This is a genomic window from Clostridium sp. YIM B02506, assembly GCF_022324845.1.
Classification (GTDB): domain Bacteria; phylum Bacillota; class Clostridia; order Clostridiales; family Clostridiaceae; genus Clostridium_T; species Clostridium_T intestinale.
The window spans coordinates 1-20780 of record NZ_JAKGTG010000031.1 but is presented as its reverse complement, the minus strand read 5'-3'; the positions used below and the strand labels follow the sequence as shown (position 1 = coordinate 20780).

The window sequence follows — 20780 nt, the reverse complement described above, 5'->3', positions numbered from 1 at the left end:
AAATGAGGAAATGTAATGTATAAACCTTTAGCGGATAAGGTCAGACCTAGAAATATAGATGAAGTGTTTGGACAGAAGCATATTTTAGGGGAAGGTAAGATTTTAAATAGAATAATTAAAAGCAACAGAATTTCTAATATGATATTTTATGGACCACCTGGTATTGGGAAAACTACTGTAGCTAATATTATTGCAGAAACTTCGAACAAGAGATTCTATAAGCTAAATGCAACCAATGCTTCTTTAAAAGATATTCAGCAGATTGTAAGTGAACTTGATACCTTTATGGGGAGTAATGGAGTTGTTTTATATTTAGACGAGATTCAGAACTTTAATAAAAAACAACAGCAGTCTTTATTAGAGTTTATAGAAGATGGAAGAATTACCTTAATAGCGTCTACTACAGAAAATCCCTTCCATTATATTTTTAAGGCGATTTTAAGTAGAAGCACTATTTTTGAATTTAAGCCATTAGAGAAAATTGATGTTATAGATGCTTTAAAAAGAGCAAGGGATTTGGCACAGGAGGATTATAGAGGAGTACATATAGAAGTTACTTTAGAAGGTTATGAATTTTTTGCGGATTCTGCTAATGGAGATGTGAGAAAAGCTATTAATGGTTTAGAAGTAGCTCTTTATTCAACTAATCCTAATAGTGAAGGGAAAATAATAATAGATAAAGAAGTTGCAGCAGACTCAGTGCAAAAGAAGATACTTAATTATGATATTAGTGGAGATGCACATTATGATATTTTAAGTGCCTTTCAAAAATCCATAAGGGGAAGTGACCCAGACGCAGCAATTCATTATCTAGCTAGGCTAGTTAAGGCAGGAGACTTAGTATCTATATGTAGAAGATTAATGGTTATTGCAGCTGAGGATATAGGTCTTGCATATCCTCAAGGAGTATCCATAGTGAAAGCCTGTGTTGATAGTGCTAATATGTTAGGATTTCCAGAAGCAAGGATACCTTTAGCTCATGCCACAATTTTATTAGCAACTGCTCCTAAGTCAAACTCAGCTATTTTAGCTATCGATAAGGCTATGAGTGATTTAGATACCATGGATATAGATGATATTCCCCTTCATTTAAAAGATGCTCATTATGCTGGCGCACAAACTTTAGGAAGAGGAATAGAATACAAATATCCACATAACTATGAAAATCATTATATAGAGCAGCAGTATTTGCCTGATAATATTAAAGATAGAGTTTATTATGAAGAGCAAGGTAATAAGTATGAAGAAAGTATAAAGAAGTATTGGAAAACTATAAAAGATAAAAACAAATGATCATAAGATTTGGATTTTTATAACAAAGATTAATTAATAATAATTATTGTTTATAATCTCCTTACTTGATATAATTGTATTAATATCAAGTAAGGAGATGTTTATTTTGATAACTAGACTTAGAAATATTACGATTATAAGAAGTTTTATAGTACTATCTCTAATTGCAGTATTAGTTACAGTAGGGGTTGGAATATTTGGATACATAGGAGTTAAAAAGGTAAATAACAATATTGATATGATGTATACCGAAAGAGTAGAACCTTTAGGCCTTAGTGCTGGAATAAGAGGTGAGTTTGCAAACATAAGAATAGAAACTCATAAAAGTATAATAAAATATGACAAAAAATATAGTGAAACTATAAATAAACATTATGACAAAATTAATGATTATTTAAAAGAATATTCAACTTTAAATCTTGATGAAAATGAAAAAAGGGAATTAGATATATTTAATAAAAATTACGATTCATACAAAAATATTTGGACAGTAATTGAAGGTGATTTATCTAAAGGAAAACCTATGTCAGAATATGATTATAGTAAGCTTTCTGAATATGCAGCTAATGGAGAAACAGCTTTATTTAACTTAAAGACATATGATATTGAAGAGGCTGCAAAGCTTAATGAGGAGAGTCAGGATGTTTATGCAAAGACAGCTAAAAACTTGAATTTGATTATATCTTTAGCTGTAGTAGGATTTTTGCTTATTTCAGCGACTATTATAACAGTTATTAGAAAAGCATCTAAAATTATGACAGATAAAATTGAACAGCTTGCAACAGGCGATTTTACAGTAGACTTTAGCACAGACAGTGAAAATGAATTTGGGGTTATGAGTAATACCTTACATAAAACTGTAGGGGATATATCTGAAACCATAAAACTTATTAAAAATAACTCAGAAGAGATAAGCAGAAAATCAGAAAATTTAGCAGCTACAGCAGAAGAAATGTCTGCTTCCTCAACTAACGTAAACTTTGCAATTCAAGAAGTTGCTAAGGGAACAACTGGACAAAGTGAGGAGATTATGAATATCAATGGTATATTATCAGACTTCTCAAATGACCTTGATGAAATAGTTTCAGCTATAAGAGTTATAGAAACTAACTCAAAAACTAGTGAAACCTTAGTTAATAGTAGCGAACAATATGTACAAGCACTTATGAAATCTATTGATGAAGTATCAACAAAATTTAAGGATGTAGTAAGTAAAATTAATAATTTAAGTAGTAATGTAGACAAGATAAGTGAAATAACAAACTTAATCAATAGTGTAGCAGAACAAACTAACCTTTTAGCTCTTAATGCATCCATAGAAGCTGCTAGAGCTGGGGAACATGGTAGAGGATTTGCTGTTGTAGCAGAAGAAATAAGAAAACTAGCAGAACAAAGTAAAACCTCATCAGAAAATATCTATACCCTAATAAGAGACATAGGTGTAGAGAAAAACATGGTTGTTGATACAACTAAAGTCATGGAAAATGAATTACATAACCAAATAAATGTAATAAGTAGTATCACAGACTCTTTTGAGAAAGTTTTTGATTCAATAAATGAAAATGGACCAAGAATTAAAACAGCCACAGCTTCACTAAATAATCTAAATAGCCAAAAGAATACTATATTAACTAAAATAGAAGATGTATCAGCTGTTTCAGAAGAGATTACTGCTTCAACAGAAGAAATAGCATCTTCATCAGATGAGATGAATAGTTCATCAAATGAGGTGGCTAATTCAGCACAAGCACTTAATGATATGTCAGAAGATATGATAACTAATATCAATAGGTTTAAACTATCTTAAAATAAAAAAATAGGTATAAAATGGTTGACTAAAAACAATTCATAGGATATTATATATACATATCCTATAGGAATGGTTGGAAATATAGTTCGAGAGTTGACCAGAAAACTGGAGACCAAGATATCTTTAAAAAAGATGTCTTGGTTTTTTTATTTATATAAACGAATTAAGTACAACCAAAGAGTTATAACTTTATGTTTATTTATTTGGAGGAGGTTAATATAGGTGAAAAAATTAAATATATGGTTGCCAGTTTTATCAATCATTTTAGCTATAGCTTTAGACATTTTTGTTAAGGATTCTGGTAAACATATAAAAGCAAAACATCCCTATTTAGTATATTTACTAATAATTTTGTTTGTATTTTTTGCTGCTGTAGCAATCCTTTCTTATTTTAATGAGAAGACTAAAACTTGGATTGTAGAAAAAGCATTATTTTATGCAGTAGCTGTTCTATTTTTAAATTTTCTTAACTTAATTACAAAGAAATTTACATTACTTCCAATTATATATTTTCCAACTTTCGATAAAATTTTTGGAGTAATATTTGAAGAAAAAAATTTTCTAGCACTATGTTTAACATCCTCTGGGAAACTTCTTATAACAGGATATATATTTGGAGCAATTTCAGGATTTGTTACGGGAATAAGTGTGGGATTCAGTAAATGGACTAGTTATTGGGTGAATCCAATAGTTCGTATACTTGGCCCAATACCATCTACTGCGTGGATTCCTATAGTTTTAATAAGCTTTCCAACTACATTTTCTGCTAGTGCATTTTTAATAGCTCTTGCTGTATGGTTTCCAACAACTGTCATGACAAGCAGTGGTATTGCAAATATTCAAAATGCTTATTTTGAGGTTTCAAGCACTCTGGGAGCAGGAAAGTATTATCAGATATTTAAAGTTGGAGTACCAGCAGCTATGCCTCACATGTTTATAGGTCTTTTTAATGGAACCTGTGCTTCTTTCATAACACTTATGACTGCTGAGATGTTAGGAGTTAAAAATGGGATAGGATGGTACATCAATTGGCAGAAAGATATGATGGCTTATGCCAATGTATATGCAGGACTTATAATAATCGCAGTTACCTTTTCGATTTTAATTACTATACTTTTTAGAGCTCGTGACAAGGTTCTTGTATGGCAGAAAGGAGTTATAAAATGGTAGGAGCGATAAAAGTAGAAAAAGTTATAAAGCGTTTTTCGCAGTTAGATGGAGGAGAGGTTGTAGCACTTAGTGGCATTGATCTCAAAATAAAGGCAGGAGAGTTTGTATCACTAATAGGGCCTTCTGGTTGTGGTAAATCCACTTTACTTAGGTTAATAGCTGGACTTAATACAGCTGATGAAGGTAACTTATATATAGATAATGAAGAAATAAATAAACCATCTTATGAAAGAGGTCTTGTTTTTCAAAATCCTATGCTTTTTCCGTGGTTAAATATACATGATAATGTTGCATTTGGACTTAAGGCTCGAGGAGTGTATAAAGAAAAGAAAAAAGAGGTTGATGAATTTATTAATTTAGTGGGATTGGCTTCTTTTAAGAAATCTTATCCTCATCAACTTTCTGGAGGAATGGCTCAAAGGGCATCACTTGCCAGAGCATTAGTTAATCATCCCAAAGTATTACTTTTAGATGAACCTCTTGGAGCACTAGATGCTTTTACAAGAATGAATATGCAAGATGAATTAATTCGTATATGGAAAGAGAGAGGAACAACCATGATAATGGTAACTCATGATATAGATGAGGCCATTTATTTATCAGATAGGGTAATAGTAATGACTCCAAGACCGGCTAAGATTGAGACATGCATTGAAGTTGATACATCAAGACCTAGAGCGCGTAATACACCAGAATTTTTAAGTTTACGTTCTAAAATATTAGAAATATTGAATTTTGCTGGTGCAGTAGATGAACCAGATTATTATTTATAAGGGGGATGTATAATGAATAAAAAATTTATTTCTATAGTCTTAGCATTAATATCTATAACTTTGATATTTGCTGGATGCTCAAAAACAAAAGAGACCTCATCATCAAATGTGAGCTCAAGAGATGATGATTATGTATTAAAGATTGGATATAGTGGAAGTTTGTGTGAAGCTCCTGTTCATATGGCAGCTGAAAAAGGCTTCTTTGATGAGGAAGGTTTAAAGGTAGATTTAATTAAATTAGCCCCAGGAACTGCTTTTGAAGCTGTAACAGCTGGTAAAACAGAAGCTGGATTTGGACTTTTAGCAAGTTTAATTCAACCACTTTCAAATGGATTACCAGTAAAAATCACTACTGGATTACATACAGGCTGCGATAAGGTGCTTGTAAAAAAAGATTCAGGAATAACAAGTATTAAAGATTTAAAAGGTAAAAAAATTGGAGTTCCAGGTTTAACTGGAAGCCCAGCTATTTTTGCTAAACGTGTTCTTGCAGATGCTGGAATTGGTGTAAGTACAGAAAAAATGGAAGTTGAATTCGTTGTTTTTAGTGCTAACGATCTTCCAATTGCCTTAGAAAATGGATCAATTGACGCTATAGCAAATAATGACCCTACTGCATCTATAGCTAAAAAAGAATATAACTTAAATACTATTGCGGATTCCGCTTTAGATGAAAAATATAAAGATCAATATTGCTGCTCAGCCTATGTTCGTGAAAATATAGCAAGTGAACATCCAGAAGTTGCTGCTAAATATACAAGAGCTATGCAAAAAGCAAGTGCTTGGATACAAGCAAATCAAGATGAGGCTACAAAAATACAAGTAGATAATAAATGGGTAGCAGGTGATGCAGCGTTTAATGCAGAAGTTTTAAAAACATATAACTATATACCATCTGTAAGTGGAGCTTATGATGCATTTGGGGCAACAGCAAAAGCTCTTCAAGAAGTGGGAATGCTTGACAAAAATGTTGATATTGAAGCACTTCACAAAAAGAGTTTTGCAAATTTTGATAATGTTCCAAATGAAGTTAAGTCTTCTGATGTAAAAAAATAAAACTTAATAGCTTGCTATCTATATAGATAGCGAGCTATCAATAAAATATAGGGGGTTTTTATTATGAGTAAAATTGCAAAGAAATTAACTGATTTAATAGGGAATACACCTCTGTTAGAACTAACAGACTACAATAAAGAAAATGGAGTTCAAGGAGAATTAATAGCAAAATTAGAATACTTTAATCCAGGTGGAAGCGTAAAAGATAGAATTGGATATGCAATGGTTCAAGATGCTGAAGAAAAGGGGGTTCTAAACAAGGATAGTGTAATAATAGAGCCTACAAGTGGAAATACAGGGATTGCTTTAGCCTTTGTTGCAGCATCTAAAAACTATAAACTAATACTTACAATGCCTGAAACCATGAGTATAGAAAGAAGAAATTTACTTAAAGCATTAGGGGCAGAACTAGTATTAACACCAGGTAAAGATGGTATGAAAGGAGCTATTAGAAAGGCAGAAGAACTTTCAGCTCAAATTCCTAATTCCTTTATACCTCAACAGTTTGAAAATGCCTCTAATCCTGAAATTCACAGAAAAACTACTGCTGAGGAAATTTGGGCTGATACAGATGGGAAAATAGATGTTTTTGTTGCTGGAGTAGGTACAGGTGGAACAGTAACTGGTGTAGGTGAAGCGTTAAAGAAAAAGAATCCTGATATAAAAATTATAGCTGTAGAACCATATGATTCACCAGTATTATCAGGTGGAGCTTCAGGTCCTCATAAAATACAGGGAATAGGTGCTGGTTTTGTACCTAAGGTTCTTAATAATGAAATAATTGATGAGATTTATAAAGTTAGAAATGAAGAGGCATTTAGAACTTCTAAAGCATTAGCAAAAAGTGAAGGTTTGTTAGTAGGAATATCTTCTGGAGCAGCAGCTTTTGCAGCAACTCAAATAGCAAAAAGAGAAGAAAATAAGGGTAAGGTAGTAGTAGTTTTATTGCCTGATACTGGAGAAAGATATTTGTCCACACCGCTTTTCCAAGACGAAGAAAGACTTTAGTAATCTATAAAATAGGGGAGTTAAGATATGAGTAGATTTATTGATAGACCAAGATATGTGTGTTCCCTTGGTGGAGGGTTAGAGACCCTCCATGCCTTACCAAGAACTGTACCTATAGTGCATGCATCTTCAGGATGCGGTGCTAATATTTCAAATGCTACAAATCCAGGTGGAGGACACTTTGGATCAGGTTATGTTTCGGGAACTGCGCTTCCAAGTACTAATGTAATAGAAAGAGATATAGTTTTTGGAGGAGAAGACAGATTAAAAGAGCAGATTAAGTCAACTCTTGAAATTGTTGATGGAGACCTTTATGTAGTAGTTACTGGTTGTATGGTTGAGATGATAGGTGATGATGTTAAAAGAGTTACTAGAGAATTCTCGGATGATGGACATCCTATACTTGTTGCTGAAACTGGTGGGTTTAGGGGGAATTCTTTTACTGGATATGACTTGATATTAGAAACTTTGTTTAGAGAGTTTGTTTTGAAAAAAGAAGAAAAGAAAGAGGATGTAGTTAATATATTTGGGGTGGTTCCTGCTCAGGATGCTTTTTATAAAGGGAACTTAAGAGAATTAAAAACTCTTTTAAGTAAACTTGGATTAAAAGTTAACACTATTTTTGGAGAAGGAGAAACCTTAGAAGATTTAAAAAATATTGGGGATGCAAAGTTAAATATTGTAGTATCTGATTTTTATGGAGTTGACCCAGCTAAGGTATTTGAAGAAGTACATGGCACGCCATATATTGTTACATCAATACCAATAGGTGCAAGAGCTTCAGAAGAATTCGTTAGCTTAGTAGCTGAATCACTAGGTTTAGAAGATAAGTTAACAGAAAAAGTTATAAAAGAAGAAAAGGGAATTTACTATGATTATCTAGAAAGGATAGTAGATATAGTTAATGATGTGGATTTGCAGCGTTACGGAATAGTTGTTGGAGACGCAAACTATGGACCTGCTGTAACTAAATTTATATCAGATGAATTAGGATGGATACCTTCCCTTACAGTTATTACAGATATATTAGAAGATGAGCAGAAGGAAAAGCTTCTGGAAAGATTTGAAGATTACGAGTCAGGTTTAAAACCAACTGTGGTTTTTGATACTGATACCTCATCTGTAAAAAGGCATCTAAAAAAAGTATGGCCTCAGAATAATGGAAGTAAGTATTTTGATTCCTTTGGTCCAGCAGTTATAATAGGTAGTTCTTTTGAAAGAGATCTTTCAGAAGAGTTTGGATATCCACTACTTAATGTTTCTTTTCCAGTAACTTCAAGAGTATCTTTAAGTAGAGCGTATGCTGGCTTTAGAGGTGGCATTAATTTAGTTGAAGATTTAATCACTCTACTTGTAAGTGGTAGATAGAAAATAAATTTTTAGGAGGGAAAATATGAGTACAATAAATTATATAGATTCTAAAACACCACCTCCAAGAGAAGATAGGTTTGTAGTAACTAATGCCTTTGGAGGAACTTGTTCAGAAATTGTAAGCTGTGGGAAAAGAAATTGTGTAAATGGTAACGAAAGAGCTTTTTCACAAACATTTGGCTGCCAATTTACTTTAAGTCTGGCAATACTTAATACATTAAGAAATGCTGTTATTATAATGCATGCCCCTGTTGGATGTGGCAGCTGTAGTATAGCAAATGCGGCTTTGAGTAAAAAATTTAAACAATTAAGAGATCCTGATGCAAAAGCTAATATATGGCTAAATACAAATTTAAATGAAGCAGATGTTATAGGTGGTGGATTAGATAAACTAAAAGAAGCAGTATTATATGCTGAAAGTGAGTTTAGACCAGAATCCATTATAGTTGCAAATGGTTGTGTACCAGCCTTAATAGGCGATGATATAGATGGTTTGCTTCAGCAAGTTAGACCACAAGTGTCAGCTAAGTTAGTAGCAGTTCATTGTGAGGGTTTTAAAACTAGGATAATGGCTACAGCCTATGATGCCGTTTATCATGGCTTATTAAGAAACTTTGTAAGAGATCAACAGATACCTTTAGAAGAAAAGATATATGAAAATGAAATAGAGAAGTTAAAAGAACAATATAGAATAAATCGCACAGTTAATGTTTTAAATGTTTCTTCTATGAGTAGAGATGATGAAGTGGAATTAGAGAGACTTTTAAATGCACTTGGATTAACTGTTAGATTTTTGCCTTGTTATGCTGAAACAGATACCTTTAAATATGTTACGGAAGCTGCTTTAAACATAAGTATTTGTGCAACACATGATGACTATTTCTCAAAACATTTAGAACTTCTTTATGGAATACCATTTGTACTTAAAACCATTCCTATAGGTAGGAAAAATACTGAGATATGGATTAAAGATATAGCTGAATTTTTTGGACTTGAGGAAGAGGCAGAAAAACTTATAGAAAAAGAAAGTAAGGAATTAGATGAGGCATTAGAACCGTATAGAAAAACGCTAAAAGGAAAAAGAGCCTACTTAACTGGTGGAGAAATAAGAATCTTATCTACAGCAGAGCTTTTAGATGATTTGGGTATGGAAGTAATAGGTATGAGAGGATTTCATTATGATGAATTTGCTGATCCATTAATAGAAGTGTTACCTAATAAAGATGAGATATTATTTAACGCAGCTACTCAACAGCCTTTTGAATTAGCAAATTTAATAGAAAGAGAAAGACCAGACTTAGTTATAGGTCATGTAGGAGGAAATGGACATATAGCAAAACAAGGAGTGCCTGTCTTCCCTTTGTTTGGCCCAAGCTACAATTACCTAGGTTATTCTGGAGCTTTTGAAATAGCTAGAAGATTAAATAGAATATTAAAAAATACTATGTTTAACAAAAATATTTCAGAGAATGTAAAATTACCATATAAAAAAGAATGGTATTCACAAAATCCATTTCATTATATAAAAAATCAAGAAGATTTAGGATAAGAAAAGAGGTGTACATCTATTAAAAAGACAGTTTATATGGATTATGCAGCTACCACCTATACTAAACCAGAAGTATTAAATGAAATGCTGCCTTATTTTACTGAATTTTATGGAAATCCCTCTTCAAGTTATGATATTTCCGATGAACCTAAAAATGGGATAAAGTTAGCAAGAGAAAGAGTATGTAAAGCTATAGGAGCAGAGAAAAATGAAATATATTTTACTAATGGAGGTTCTGAAGCTGATACTTGGGCATTAAAAGGAATAGCCTTAGCTAATAAAAATAAAGGAAATCATATTATAACTTCAAAAATAGAACATCATGCTATATTGCATACCTGTGATTATCTAGAGAAACAAGGTTTTGAAGTAACCTATCTTTCTGTAGATGAATTTGGAATAATAAATCTGGAAGAATTAAAAAACTCAATTAAAGAAACTACAATACTTGTTTCAATAATGTTTGTAAACAATGAAATCGGAACTATTGAACCTATAAAAGAGATAGGAACTATATGTAGAGAAAAAGGGGTATATTTTCATACAGATGCAGTTCAGGCAATTGGACATATAGATATTGACGTAAATAAACTTAATATTGATCTAATGTCAATATCAGGGCATAAGTTTTATGCGCCTAAGGGTATTGGAGCTTTGTATATAAGAAATGGAGTTAATATAGATTCCTTGGTACATGGGGGAGGACAAGAAAGGTCTAAGAGAGCAGGAACCGAAAATGTTCCTGGGATAGTAGGACTAGGTAAAGGGATTGAACTTATTACTTCAAGTATCAATGAAAACTCATATAAGATAAAAAGACTTAGAGATAGACTTATTGATGGGTTATTAAGCATTCCTAATAGTAGACTAAATGGACCTAGTGGAGAAAATAGAGTATGGGGAAACGTTAATGTTTCCTTTGAAAATATAAATGGAGAGTCAGCCCTACTATTGTTAAATCAAGCAGGAATATACGTTTCTAGTGGAAGTGCTTGTGCATCTAAATATTTAGATCCATCTCATGTGCTTGTAGCTATAGGATTAGATGAGGGCAAAGCTAAAAGCTCAATTAGATTTACATTAGGAGAAAGAAGCACTAAAGAAGACATAGATTATGTAATAAAAACTACTAAGGATATAGTGACCAGGCTTAGGAAAATAGATTCATATTTATAATTACAAATAGAATAAAACTTAAATAAGTGTTGCTAATGTTATTTGGCGACCAGAATTTTTAGAGAATCCTAAGAACTATGTCCCCTGGTAATCTTAGTAGATGACTAAAATCTGGTGATACATTAGCAACTTCTTATAAATAAGAGGTGGATAAATGGCTTATAAAATAGCGGTAGCAAGTAGTGATGGTAAGGTTATAAATGAGCATTTTGGTAAAGCAAGTAAGTTTTTAATATTTAATATAGAAGGAGATAAATATAAGTTTTCAGAAGTATTAGAAGCATCTCCATTTTGTAATAATGGAGATCATAATGAAGAAAAACTTTTACTAGCAACAGAAAAACTCGCAGGATGTAGAGCGGTTTTAATTACTCAGATAGGATATGTTGCAGTAAAAGCATTAGAAAGCAGGGGAATAGAAGTGTTTGAAATTAAAACTTTAATAGAGGATGCTTTAAATAAGATAATACTATATTATTTAAAAGTTGATGGAGGAATTTAATATGGCTAAAAAGTTGAAACAGATTGCGATTTATGGTAAAGGTGGCATTGGTAAATCTACAACAACTTCAAATATAAGTGCAGCATTAACCACAATGGGCTATAAGGTTATGCAGTTTGGATGTGACCCAAAAAGCGATTCAACAAATACACTAAGAGATGGTACTTACATTCCAACTGTACTTGATACCTTAAGAGAAAAAAACAAGGTAAATGCACATGATGTAATATTTCAAGGCTTCAATGGGATATATTGTGTAGAAGCAGGTGGGCCAGCTCCAGGCGTTGGATGTGCAGGAAGAGGTATAATAACTGCGGTTCAGCTATTTAAACAACAAAGAGTATTTGAGGAACTAGATTTAGATTATGTTATATATGATGTTTTAGGAGATGTTGTATGCGGTGGATTTGCAGTTCCTATTCGTGAAGGGATAGCAGAGCATGTTTTCACGGTATCTTCATCTGACTTTATGTCGGTGTATGCATCAAACAATCTTTTTAAAGGAATTCATAGATATTCTAATTCAGGTGGAGCTTTATTAGGAGGAGTTATAGCAAACTCAATTAATCAACCTTATTCTAAAGCAATAATAGATGATTTTGTGGCTAGAACTAACACTCAGGTTATGGAATATGTTCCAAGATCAATAACTGTCACCCAAAGTGAGCTTCAAGGTAAAACTACTATAGAAGCTGCTCCAGATTCAGAACAAGCTAAGATTTATAAAAGACTTGCAAAAAGAATTTCAGAACATACAGATTCTAAAGTGCCATCTCCACTTACAGTAGGAGAACTTAAGGATTGGGCAGGAAAATGGGCAGATCAACTTCTTGCTATAGAGAGTGGACAAATCACTTCAAATGCAGCAGGAATATAAACTTACAATAATTAAACCTCATGTGGATAAATCTCATGAGGGATTTTTTTAAATGACAAAAAATAAAGGGAGGAAATATAAATGACAGAGTTAAAAAAATCATGTACAAATTGTGGAACATATAATTGCAAATCTAGGGATAGTGTATTCCCACCATTTTGTCTTACAGAAAATGTTGACGAAAAAATTCTAGATGAGGCTTTGGATTTATATAAAAATGATGAACTAGTATCAAAGATTGCTCATGCATCAGCAGAAGTTGAGGGACAGTACTACGGACAGCTAACAAGAGCAGAGGAAATTATAGTATTTGCAAAAAAAATAGGCGCAAAGAAGATAGGCATTGCAACTTGTATAGGACTTATTGAAGAAAGTAAAATCTTTGGTAAAATCCTTAAAGCAAAAGGCTTAGACTTTTATAGTGTAGCTTGTAAGGTTGGAGGAACTGATAAAAATGAGATAGGAATAAAAGATGAGGATAAGATTATAAAAAGTGGGTATGAAGCGCTCTGTAACCCTATTGCTCAAGCTAAGATATTAAATGAAGAAAAAACAGACCTTAATGTGGTTGTAGGACTTTGCGTTGGGCATGATTCATTGTTTATGAAATATTCAGAAGCGCCAGTAACAACACTTGTAACCAAAGATAGAATACTTGCACATAACCCAGTTGGTGCATTATATGCGTCTTGTTTTTATTACAGCAGACTTCTAAAAGAGGAGAATTAGAATGGGCGTTAGAATAGCTGCAGGAAGCAGTGATGGAATAGTTATAGATCAACATTTTGGAAGTTGTAATAAATTTTATATTTTTGAACTTATAGAAGATGGTAATTTTAATATTTTAGATATTAGAGAAGGTATAGATGATAAAGAGGATTTTATAGAAACATATGACGAAGTAAAATCTTTAGGCTGTCATGGCAATAGTAATGGGGGCTGTGGGTCAGGCTACTCACCTAAAGAGCATAATAATGATGATTTATTTTCTAAAGTGAAGTTATTAAATGATTGTGATATGGTATTAATAAATAGAATAGGAAAATTTGCAGAAAAGCTATTATTAAAAAATGGTATAAGTGCCCTAGAAGCTGAAGGAAATATTGAAGAGGCATTTTCGAGACTATTTAAATATTATAAAAGAATAAAAAAATTATAGATATTTACGGCAAATAATAAAGTCATGTTTAAATATATTGATTTAAATGTGACTTTATAGTTTTATATAAACTAACAAATAAATATTAGTTTAATATTCTATAACAAGTAAATACTTTCATTGTTGACAGTAAAGGTCGGATTTGCTATTATTATAAAATAAAGTTTATCATTTTAGTCGGCTTTAAGGAGTGATTTTTTTGAAATTATCTACTAAGGGTAGATATGGTGTAAAAGCTATGGTTGATTTAGCAATACATTATGGACTGGACCCTGTATCAATTAAAACTATATCTGAAAGACAAAATATATCCGAATATTATTTAGAACAATTATTTTCACCACTTAGAAAAGCAAAACTTTTGAAAAGTATAAGAGGTGCCCAAGGAGGATATATACTAAACAAAGATCCTAAAGAAATAAAAGTTTCTGATATAATGGAGATTTTAGAAGGACCAGTTGAAATAGCAGAGTGTATTGATGGTGTTGTCTGCGACAACCTAGATTGTTGTGCAACCAGGCTTTTATGGAAAAAAATTAAAGAAAGTATTGATGAAGTTATGGAGTCTGTAACTTTACAAGACATTGTTGACGACTATAACAGTATGAAAACAAAAAATTCTTTGATAAAAATGGAGAAGAGGAGTGATAACAATGAATAAAACAGTTTACATGGATTATTCAGCTACTACATATGTTAAACCAGAAGTTCTAGAAGAAATGATGCCATATTTTACTCAAAGTTTTGGAAATCCATCATCCTTTTATGGAATTTCTAGAGATACAAAAAGAGCTATAGATAAGGCAAGAGAAAGAGTTGCAAAGCCCTTAAATGCAGACTCTTCAGAAATATACTTTACTGGCGGCGGATCAGAAGCTGATAACTGGGCCATTAAAGGTGTAGCATTTGCCCAAAAGAAAAAAGGAAATCATATTATTACAACTAAAATAGAGCACCATGCGGTATTACATACTTGCGAATGGTTAGAGAAAAATGGATTTGAAGTAACTTACCTAGATGTTGATTCAGAAGGTTTTATAAAAATAGAAGACTTAGTAAATGCAATTAAAGATACAACTATATTAGTTTCTGTAATGTTTGCAAACAATGAAATAGGAACTATTCAACCTATAAAAGAGATTGGTGAAATCTGTAGAGAGAAAAGAATAATTTTCCATACAGATGCAGTTCAAGCAATTGGAAATTTAGAGATAGATGTTAAAGACATGAACATCGACTTACTTTCTTTAGCTGGACATAAGTTTTATGGTCCTAAAGGAGTAGGAGCTCTTTATATAAGAAAAGGTGTAAGAATAGATAATTTAATCCACGGTGGTGGTCAAGAAAGAGCAAGAAGAGCAGGAACAGAAAATATAGCTGGAGTTGTAGGACTTGGTAAAGCTATGGAACTTGCTTATGAAAACCTAGAAGAACACACTAAGGCTATGGAAGTTCTTAGAGAGAAACTAATAGACGGACTATTAAAAGTGCCACATACAAAGTTAAATGGACCAAGAGGTGATAAGAGATTACCTGGTAATGTTAACGTAGGTTTTGAATTTATTGAAGGAGAGTCAATACTTCTTTCATTAGATTTTGAAGGTGTTTGTGCGTCTTCAGGTAGTGCTTGTACGTCTGGTTCTCTAGATCCATCTCATGTACTTTTAGCTATAGGATTACCTCATGAAAAAGCTCATGGATCTTTAAGATTGTCTTTAGGAGATGGAAACACAGAAGAAGAGGTAGATTACGTTTTAGAAGTAGTACCTCCAATTATAGAAAGATTAAGAAATATGTCTCCACTATGGGAAGACTTTTTAAAGAAAGGGGAAAAATAATATGATATATAGTGACAAAGTAATGGACCATTTTAGAAATCCTAGAAACGTAGGTGAAATCGAAGACGCAAACGGTGTTGGAGAAGTAGGAAACGCTAAATGCGGAGATATAATGAAAATATACTTAAAGGTTGAAGATAATGTAATAAAAGATGCTAAATTCAAAACTTTTGGTTGTGGATCAGCAATTGCATCATCATCAATGGCTACAGAACTAATAATAGGAAAAACTTTAGAAGATGCTTGGGAATTAACTAATAAAGCAGTAGCAGAAGCTTTAGATGGACTTCCACCAGTTAAAATGCACTGTTCAGTTTTAGCAGAAGAAGCTATTCATAAAGCTATAAATGATTATAGAAAAAATGCTGGATTAGATCTAACAGGTTGGGATTTTGAAGAACATGATGATATTCATGACCATGTTCATGGTGATGAATAATATAAAGGTGGTTTTATGAAAAAGAAAGTTGTTGTAGGTATGAGCGGAGGAGTTGATTCCTCTGTTGCAGCATACCTCTTAAAAGAACAAGGTTATGACGTTATAGGAGTAACCATGCAAGTATGGCAAGAAGATAAGGACTATGAAGAAAGAGAAGGTGGATGCTGTTCACTATCAGCTGTAGATGATGCTAGAAGAGTGGCAGATAAGCTGGGTATTCCTTTTTACGTTCTAAACTTTAGAGATAGTTTTAAAGAAAAAGTTATAGACTACTTTGTAGATGAATACTTAGAAGGAAAAACTCCAAACCCTTGTGTAGCTTGTAATAAATATCTTAAATTTGATGAATTATTAAGAAAAGCAGAAGGAATAGGAGCAGAATACGTAGCTACAGGACATTATGCAAAAATAGCTAAAGAAAATGGTAGATATAATCTTATAAAAAGTGATGATGATAGAAAAGATCAAACCTACGCTTTATATAACCTTACTCAATACCAGCTTGAGCACACATTAATGCCTTGTGGAGAATACACTAAAGATAAAATAAGAGAAATAGCTAAGGAAATTGGCTTGGCTGTTCATAATAAGAAAGATAGCCAAGAAATATGTTTTGTTAGTGATAACAATCATGGTAACTATATAACTTTAGCTAAACCTGGCACAGTTAAAACTGGTAAATTTGTTGATAAATTTGGTAATATACTTGGAGAGCATAAAGGAATTGTATACTATACAATAGGTCAAAGAAAAGGACTAGGAATAGCGCTTGGAAGACCTGTTTTTGTTACAGATATAAATCCAATGACAAATGAAGTAGTCCTTGGACCAGAAGAAGACATATTTAAAACAGATCTAATAGCTAAGGATTTAAACTTCATAACTTTTGATAAGTTAGATAAAGAAATAGAAGTTACAGCTAAGATGAGATATTCTGCAAAACCAGCTAAAGCAATTGTTTCACCTTATGAAGATGGTAAGGTAAAAGTTAGCTTTAAGGATAAGCAGAGAGCCATAACCAAGGGTCAATCAGTTGTATTCTATGATGGAAACAATGTAGTTGGCGGTGGAATAATAGAAAGTATTCTATAGAACTTAAAAAGAGCTTTTGGGTGAAACCAAGAGCTCTTTTTTTGCTATCTATTTATATATTCTTTTGATATATCAATAAAGCTTTTAAGTGAAGCATTAAGTTTTACATGGTCATTTATTACAAATTTAAGCTTAAGTTTATTAAAATCCTCACCTAAATCATAAACATGAAAATTATTGTTTTTAGGCAAAATACTTTTAGGTAAAAGAGACACACCTAGACTACTATTTACGCCATTAAGAATAGATTCCAAAGTATCAAACTCTAGGATGTTAACTGGACTTAAGTGGTTAGTAGCAAACCATTTTTTTAGAAGCTTACCATAGGGACAGTAATTATCTGTATTTACTATTATTGGTGTGGTTATATTATTAATATCATTAATGGGGGTAGAAGAGATTAAAACCACCTCCTCCATGAAACTAAAAACTTCCTTAAACTTAATAGATGGATATTCATCATATATAAAGGCACCATCTAGCTCATGTTTAGAAAGTTTATCTAAAAGAACTTCTTGCTTTTCAGTTTTTAATACTAAAGCTACAGAAGGATTTTTATCATAAAATAAAGCAAATAACTTAGGTAGTCTAGAGGCTGAAATAGTTTGTGTAGCTCCAATTGTAAGTTTAGAACTGATTTTAGAAGGGGAGAACTCTTCTGTAACTTCATCCACTAACCTAATAATTTTATCAGCATACTCAAGTAGTTTATCACCATTGGGAGTAACAGTGACACCTCTATTATTCCTTGTAAATAAAGTTGTATTTAGTTCATTTTCAAGAACCTTAATTCTCATAGTTATATTAGACTGTGCATATCCAAGGTTTAAGGCAGCTTTTGATATAGACTTTTCGTATGCAACCATTTGAAATATTCTTAAATCATTAATTTCCATAGTAGAAAACCTTTCAGAAATAATATTTATATTGTGATATCACTAAAAATGATATTAGCTATTATTTATAAGTATTATACAGCTTTTATTTTGGGAGTTAAACTATAATTGTAAAAACAAAAATAACTATTCTTATAATTTATAAAAAATACAAGGAGGATGAGAGTAAAATGATAGCAACACAATATAAGATTATATTACCCAGCGATTATGATATGAATATAATAAAGGACAGAGTCAAAAATAATGGTCATAAAACCGATGGTTTTGAAGATTTAAAGATCAAACTATATCTTATAACAGAAAAGGGAGAAAATAATAACCTACAAAATAGTTATTGCCCTTTATATATATGGAAAGACAGCAAGGGCCTAAATAAATTCCTATTTGATGGCTTTTATGATAATATAATAACTTCCTTTGGATGGCAAAAAGTCAATGTAGGAATACCATTAATTGATACAACAACTCAGGATTTTAAAAATATAAAATACATATTTGAAATAACAAAAGAAATAAAACCTCAAGAAAGTTTGAAAAACTTAAAGGACGAAATAGAAAAGAATATGCCTAAACTTTACGACGTAGAGTATGTTGTTATTTATAATCCAGATAAGTGGAAATATAGTATATTCTATTTTATAGAAGATTTAAGCAAGGTAAAATCAGAAAAAGGGATAATTTATAATGTACTTCATATATCGGAAGAGAAATGATAATAGAAATATGCTTTAAATTAAAAATAAGGGTTTATTTATTATAGAAATTTGATAAAATAAAGTGTAAGTAAAAAATACTTAGTGCGTCAACACTAAGTATCCTTAGAACAAAAGTGATAGCGCAAGCTAGTCACTTTCACAAGATGCTTATTTTGTTTTAGGGCTATTGGATTTAATTATTTTGAGAAAAAAGTGCTAATCTTGTTGGGATGGGGCACTTTTTTCACTTTAACTTATATATCAAGACCAAGAAACTTAATCTTAGTTTTTAAATGATTATAAAGTTAATAAGAAAATTAATAGGAGATAATACAATAAAACATGAGTAAAAAGAGAAAATATAAAAGGCGAACTAATGATAACCTTGAAGTATGGTCAGAAAATCAGTATGAAGAGTATTTAAAAGGGGTATATGGTATGGAATTTATAGCAGGATTTACAGAAGGTGGGGTTCCTTATGGTTTGTTTTATGAAGAAATAGAAACAAATATAGTAGAGAAATCAGAAAAAATCTGCGAATTAGATGATGAAATACCATTTTAGATAATGGAGAGATTACAATGTCAGTTACAGATTTATAGTGGAGTTGTTGAATTAAACTCCTTAGAATTAAGCTTACGGAGGCGATATAGATGACAGAAGTTGGACAAATGATTTTTGAACGTGGAAAATTAGAAGGAAAAGCAGAGGTATTAATAAAACAATTAATTAAAAAGTTTAAATCAGTACCTCAACAATATATTGATAAAATAAAAGTTTCACCAGAAGTTGTTGTAGAAGAAATAGCTACAGATATTTTTGAATTAGAAAAAATTCAAGATTTAGAAAAATACTTTACACTTTAATACTGTAGAAGAACCGAATGTTCTTCAGGTTCATTTTAGACTTAATTCACACCAAAGGATTATTGATATCAACTAAAGATATCAATAATCCTTTTTTTATAACCTTATAGAATAGTTAAGTTTATATGCTTTCGTTGAATTAGCTGTAAAAAATGCTATATAATAACTATATAAGGAAATAGAAATGAGGAGAACACTAAAATTACTATAGTTGAGCTTGCGGTATAGTAAGGAGGTCTTTTTATGAATGATACAGAGGATAAAATTAAGGTTGCTTATAAAGAGTCAAAAAACATTTATGACGATGTTTTGACAGCAAATAGTTTTTGGTCAAAAGCCTATAATAAATTTGCATGGGGTATGAAAGATGAGGATTATGTTCTAACACTACTTTCTTTTATTCCCAATGACTTCGATGGTAAAATGCTTGATGTACCAGTAGGAACAGCAGTATTTACAGCAAATAAATATAAAACCATAAAAAATGCTGATATTACTGCATTAGACTATTCTACAGATATGCTCTCACAGGCTGAAAAACGCTTTGAACATATGGGAATCAGAAATATTAAATGTGTACAAGGTGATGTGTCCAATCTTCCTTTTGAAGCAGATAATTTTGATTTGGTTCTTTCAATGAATGGATTTCATGCTTTTCCTAATAAAGAAAATGCATTTAAAGAAACTGCAAGAGTTCTTAAAAAAGGTGGTATATTCTGTGGTTGCTTTTACATTAGTGGTGAACGAAAAACAACAGATTTTATAGTAAACAAATTCCTAATGCCCAAAGGATGGTTTACACCTCCCTTTTATACTAAAGATGAAGTTTCTCAAATACTGAATAAACTATATAGAAAAGTTGAGGTTTATAATATTAAATCTATTGTGTATTTTAGGTGTGTGAAATAAAGTAAATATTATTTGAATGTAAAATTAGGTTGTGTTTGTTTTATTTTTGATATATTATAAATAAGAAATACTTAGTGCGCTAACACTAAGTATCCTTAGAACAAAAGTAGAGAGCACAAATTTTATATTTGTTGCTAGTCACTTTCACAAAGTGATTATTTTGTTTTAGGGCTATTGGATTTAACTAAATGTATTTAGAAGAAAAAGTGCTACTCTTGTTGGGATCAATGTCATTAAGTTAGTCATTGAACATATTTGATAATTTATGCAGAGGATATCTACCGGAATATAAGATACC

The 20780-nt window shown here is 31.6% G+C and carries 22 protein-coding genes; 21 read left to right on the top strand and 1 reads right to left on the bottom strand.

The genetic code is table 11. From position 1 onward, the window contains the following. Nucleotides 1-15 precede the first annotated feature (15 nt). The 17 genes from L1S49_RS18660 to mnmA all read left to right on the top strand — a co-directional run bounded on the left by L1S49_RS18660 (nt 16) and on the right by mnmA (nt 17113). Entirely contained in the window at nt 16-1293 is a 1278-nt protein-coding gene (locus tag L1S49_RS18660) for a replication-associated recombination protein A (RefSeq protein WP_238906904.1), read from the top strand. Nucleotides 1294-1399: 106 nt separating this feature from the next. Continuing rightward, nucleotides 1400-3100, top strand: a complete 1701-nt coding sequence (locus tag L1S49_RS18655) for a methyl-accepting chemotaxis protein (RefSeq protein ID WP_238906903.1) — start codon at nt 1400-1402, stop codon at nt 3098-3100. 225 nt (nt 3101-3325) lie between these two features. Then, nucleotides 3326-4273 (top strand): ABC transporter permease subunit, encoded by a 948-nt coding sequence (locus L1S49_RS18650; protein ID WP_238906902.1) that lies wholly within the window; start codon nt 3326-3328, stop codon nt 4271-4273. Next, nucleotides 4267-5046, top strand: a complete 780-nt coding sequence (locus tag L1S49_RS18645; RefSeq protein WP_238906901.1) for an ABC transporter ATP-binding protein — start codon at nt 4267-4269, stop codon at nt 5044-5046. Before L1S49_RS18650 ends, L1S49_RS18645 begins: the two co-directional genes overlap by 7 nt. Before the next feature lie 12 nt (nt 5047-5058). After that, nucleotides 5059-6102, top strand: a complete 1044-nt coding sequence (locus L1S49_RS18640) for an ABC transporter substrate-binding protein (protein WP_238906900.1) — start codon at nt 5059-5061, stop codon at nt 6100-6102. 63 nt (nt 6103-6165) lie between these two features. Continuing rightward, nucleotides 6166-7110, top strand: a complete 945-nt coding sequence (cysK, locus tag L1S49_RS18635; protein ID WP_238906899.1) for a cysteine synthase A — start codon at nt 6166-6168, stop codon at nt 7108-7110. Nucleotides 7111-7137: 27 nt separating this feature from the next. After that, a complete protein-coding gene (locus L1S49_RS18630; RefSeq protein ID WP_238906898.1) occupies nt 7138-8478 on the top strand; it encodes a nitrogenase component 1 in 1341 nt (446 codons plus the stop codon). 25 nt (nt 8479-8503) lie between these two features. After that, nucleotides 8504-10030, top strand: a complete 1527-nt coding sequence (locus L1S49_RS18625) for a nitrogenase component 1 (RefSeq protein ID WP_238906897.1) — start codon at nt 8504-8506, stop codon at nt 10028-10030. A 36-nt stretch (nt 10031-10066) separates the two neighbouring features. Next, nucleotides 10067-11206: a cysteine desulfurase NifS gene (gene nifS / locus L1S49_RS18620; protein ID WP_238906896.1), complete on the top strand. Its 1140-nt coding sequence runs from the start codon at nt 10067-10069 to the stop codon at nt 11204-11206. 154 nt (nt 11207-11360) lie between these two features. After that, nucleotides 11361-11708, top strand: a complete 348-nt coding sequence (locus L1S49_RS18615) for a NifB/NifX family molybdenum-iron cluster-binding protein (protein ID WP_238906895.1) — start codon at nt 11361-11363, stop codon at nt 11706-11708. A gap of 1 nt (nt 11709) precedes the next feature. Continuing rightward, nucleotides 11710-12585 carry a nitrogenase iron protein gene (gene nifH, locus L1S49_RS18610; RefSeq protein ID WP_238906894.1) on the top strand — a complete coding sequence of 292 codons (876 nt, stop codon included), beginning with the start codon at nt 11710-11712 and terminating at the stop codon, nt 12583-12585. Between the two features lie 81 nt (nt 12586-12666). Beyond that, nucleotides 12667-13314: a DUF1847 domain-containing protein gene (locus L1S49_RS18605; protein ID WP_238906893.1), complete on the top strand. Its 648-nt coding sequence runs from the start codon at nt 12667-12669 to the stop codon at nt 13312-13314. Nucleotide 13315: 1 nt separating this feature from the next. Beyond that, nucleotides 13316-13744, top strand: coding sequence for a NifB/NifX family molybdenum-iron cluster-binding protein (locus tag L1S49_RS18600; RefSeq protein WP_238906892.1), 429 nt, complete (start codon nt 13316-13318; stop codon nt 13742-13744). Between the two features lie 199 nt (nt 13745-13943). Beyond that, nucleotides 13944-14405, top strand: a complete 462-nt coding sequence (locus L1S49_RS18595) for an Rrf2 family transcriptional regulator (protein ID WP_073015724.1) — start codon at nt 13944-13946, stop codon at nt 14403-14405. Further along, entirely contained in the window at nt 14398-15582 is a 1185-nt protein-coding gene (gene nifS, locus L1S49_RS18590; RefSeq protein WP_238906891.1) for a cysteine desulfurase NifS, read from the top strand. Before L1S49_RS18595 ends, nifS (L1S49_RS18590) begins: the two co-directional genes overlap by 8 nt. 1 nt (nt 15583) lies before the next feature. Beyond that, nucleotides 15584-16021 carry a Fe-S cluster assembly scaffold protein NifU gene (gene nifU / locus L1S49_RS18585; protein WP_021802293.1) on the top strand — a complete coding sequence of 146 codons (438 nt, stop codon included), beginning with the start codon at nt 15584-15586 and terminating at the stop codon, nt 16019-16021. 15 nt (nt 16022-16036) lie between these two features. Next, nucleotides 16037-17113, top strand: coding sequence for a tRNA 2-thiouridine(34) synthase MnmA (gene mnmA / locus L1S49_RS18580; RefSeq protein ID WP_238906890.1), 1077 nt, complete (start codon nt 16037-16039; stop codon nt 17111-17113). A gap of 44 nt (nt 17114-17157) precedes the next feature. Here the strand turns inward: mnmA and L1S49_RS18575 are convergent, their stop codons facing one another. Further along, entirely contained in the window at nt 17158-18009 is an 852-nt protein-coding gene (locus L1S49_RS18575; RefSeq protein WP_238906889.1) for a LysR family transcriptional regulator, read from the bottom strand. Nucleotides 18010-18179: 170 nt separating this feature from the next. Here L1S49_RS18575 and L1S49_RS18570 point away from each other — a divergent pair, with 170 nt between their 5' ends. From L1S49_RS18570 to L1S49_RS18555, 4 genes are all read left to right on the top strand, one after another. Further along, the gene (locus tag L1S49_RS18570) at nt 18180-18725 is read left to right on the top strand and encodes a DUF4865 family protein (protein ID WP_238906888.1); all 546 of its coding nucleotides are present in this window, start codon (nt 18180-18182) and stop codon (nt 18723-18725) included. 324 nt (nt 18726-19049) lie between these two features. Then, nucleotides 19050-19271, top strand: a complete 222-nt coding sequence (locus L1S49_RS18565) for a hypothetical protein (protein WP_238906887.1) — start codon at nt 19050-19052, stop codon at nt 19269-19271. Between the two features lie 89 nt (nt 19272-19360). Next, nucleotides 19361-19573, top strand: coding sequence for a DUF4351 domain-containing protein (locus L1S49_RS18560; RefSeq protein WP_238906886.1), 213 nt, complete (start codon nt 19361-19363; stop codon nt 19571-19573). 243 nt (nt 19574-19816) lie between these two features. Further along, nucleotides 19817-20482, top strand: a complete 666-nt coding sequence (locus L1S49_RS18555; RefSeq protein WP_238906885.1) for a methyltransferase domain-containing protein — start codon at nt 19817-19819, stop codon at nt 20480-20482. Nucleotides 20483-20780 lie beyond the last annotated feature (298 nt).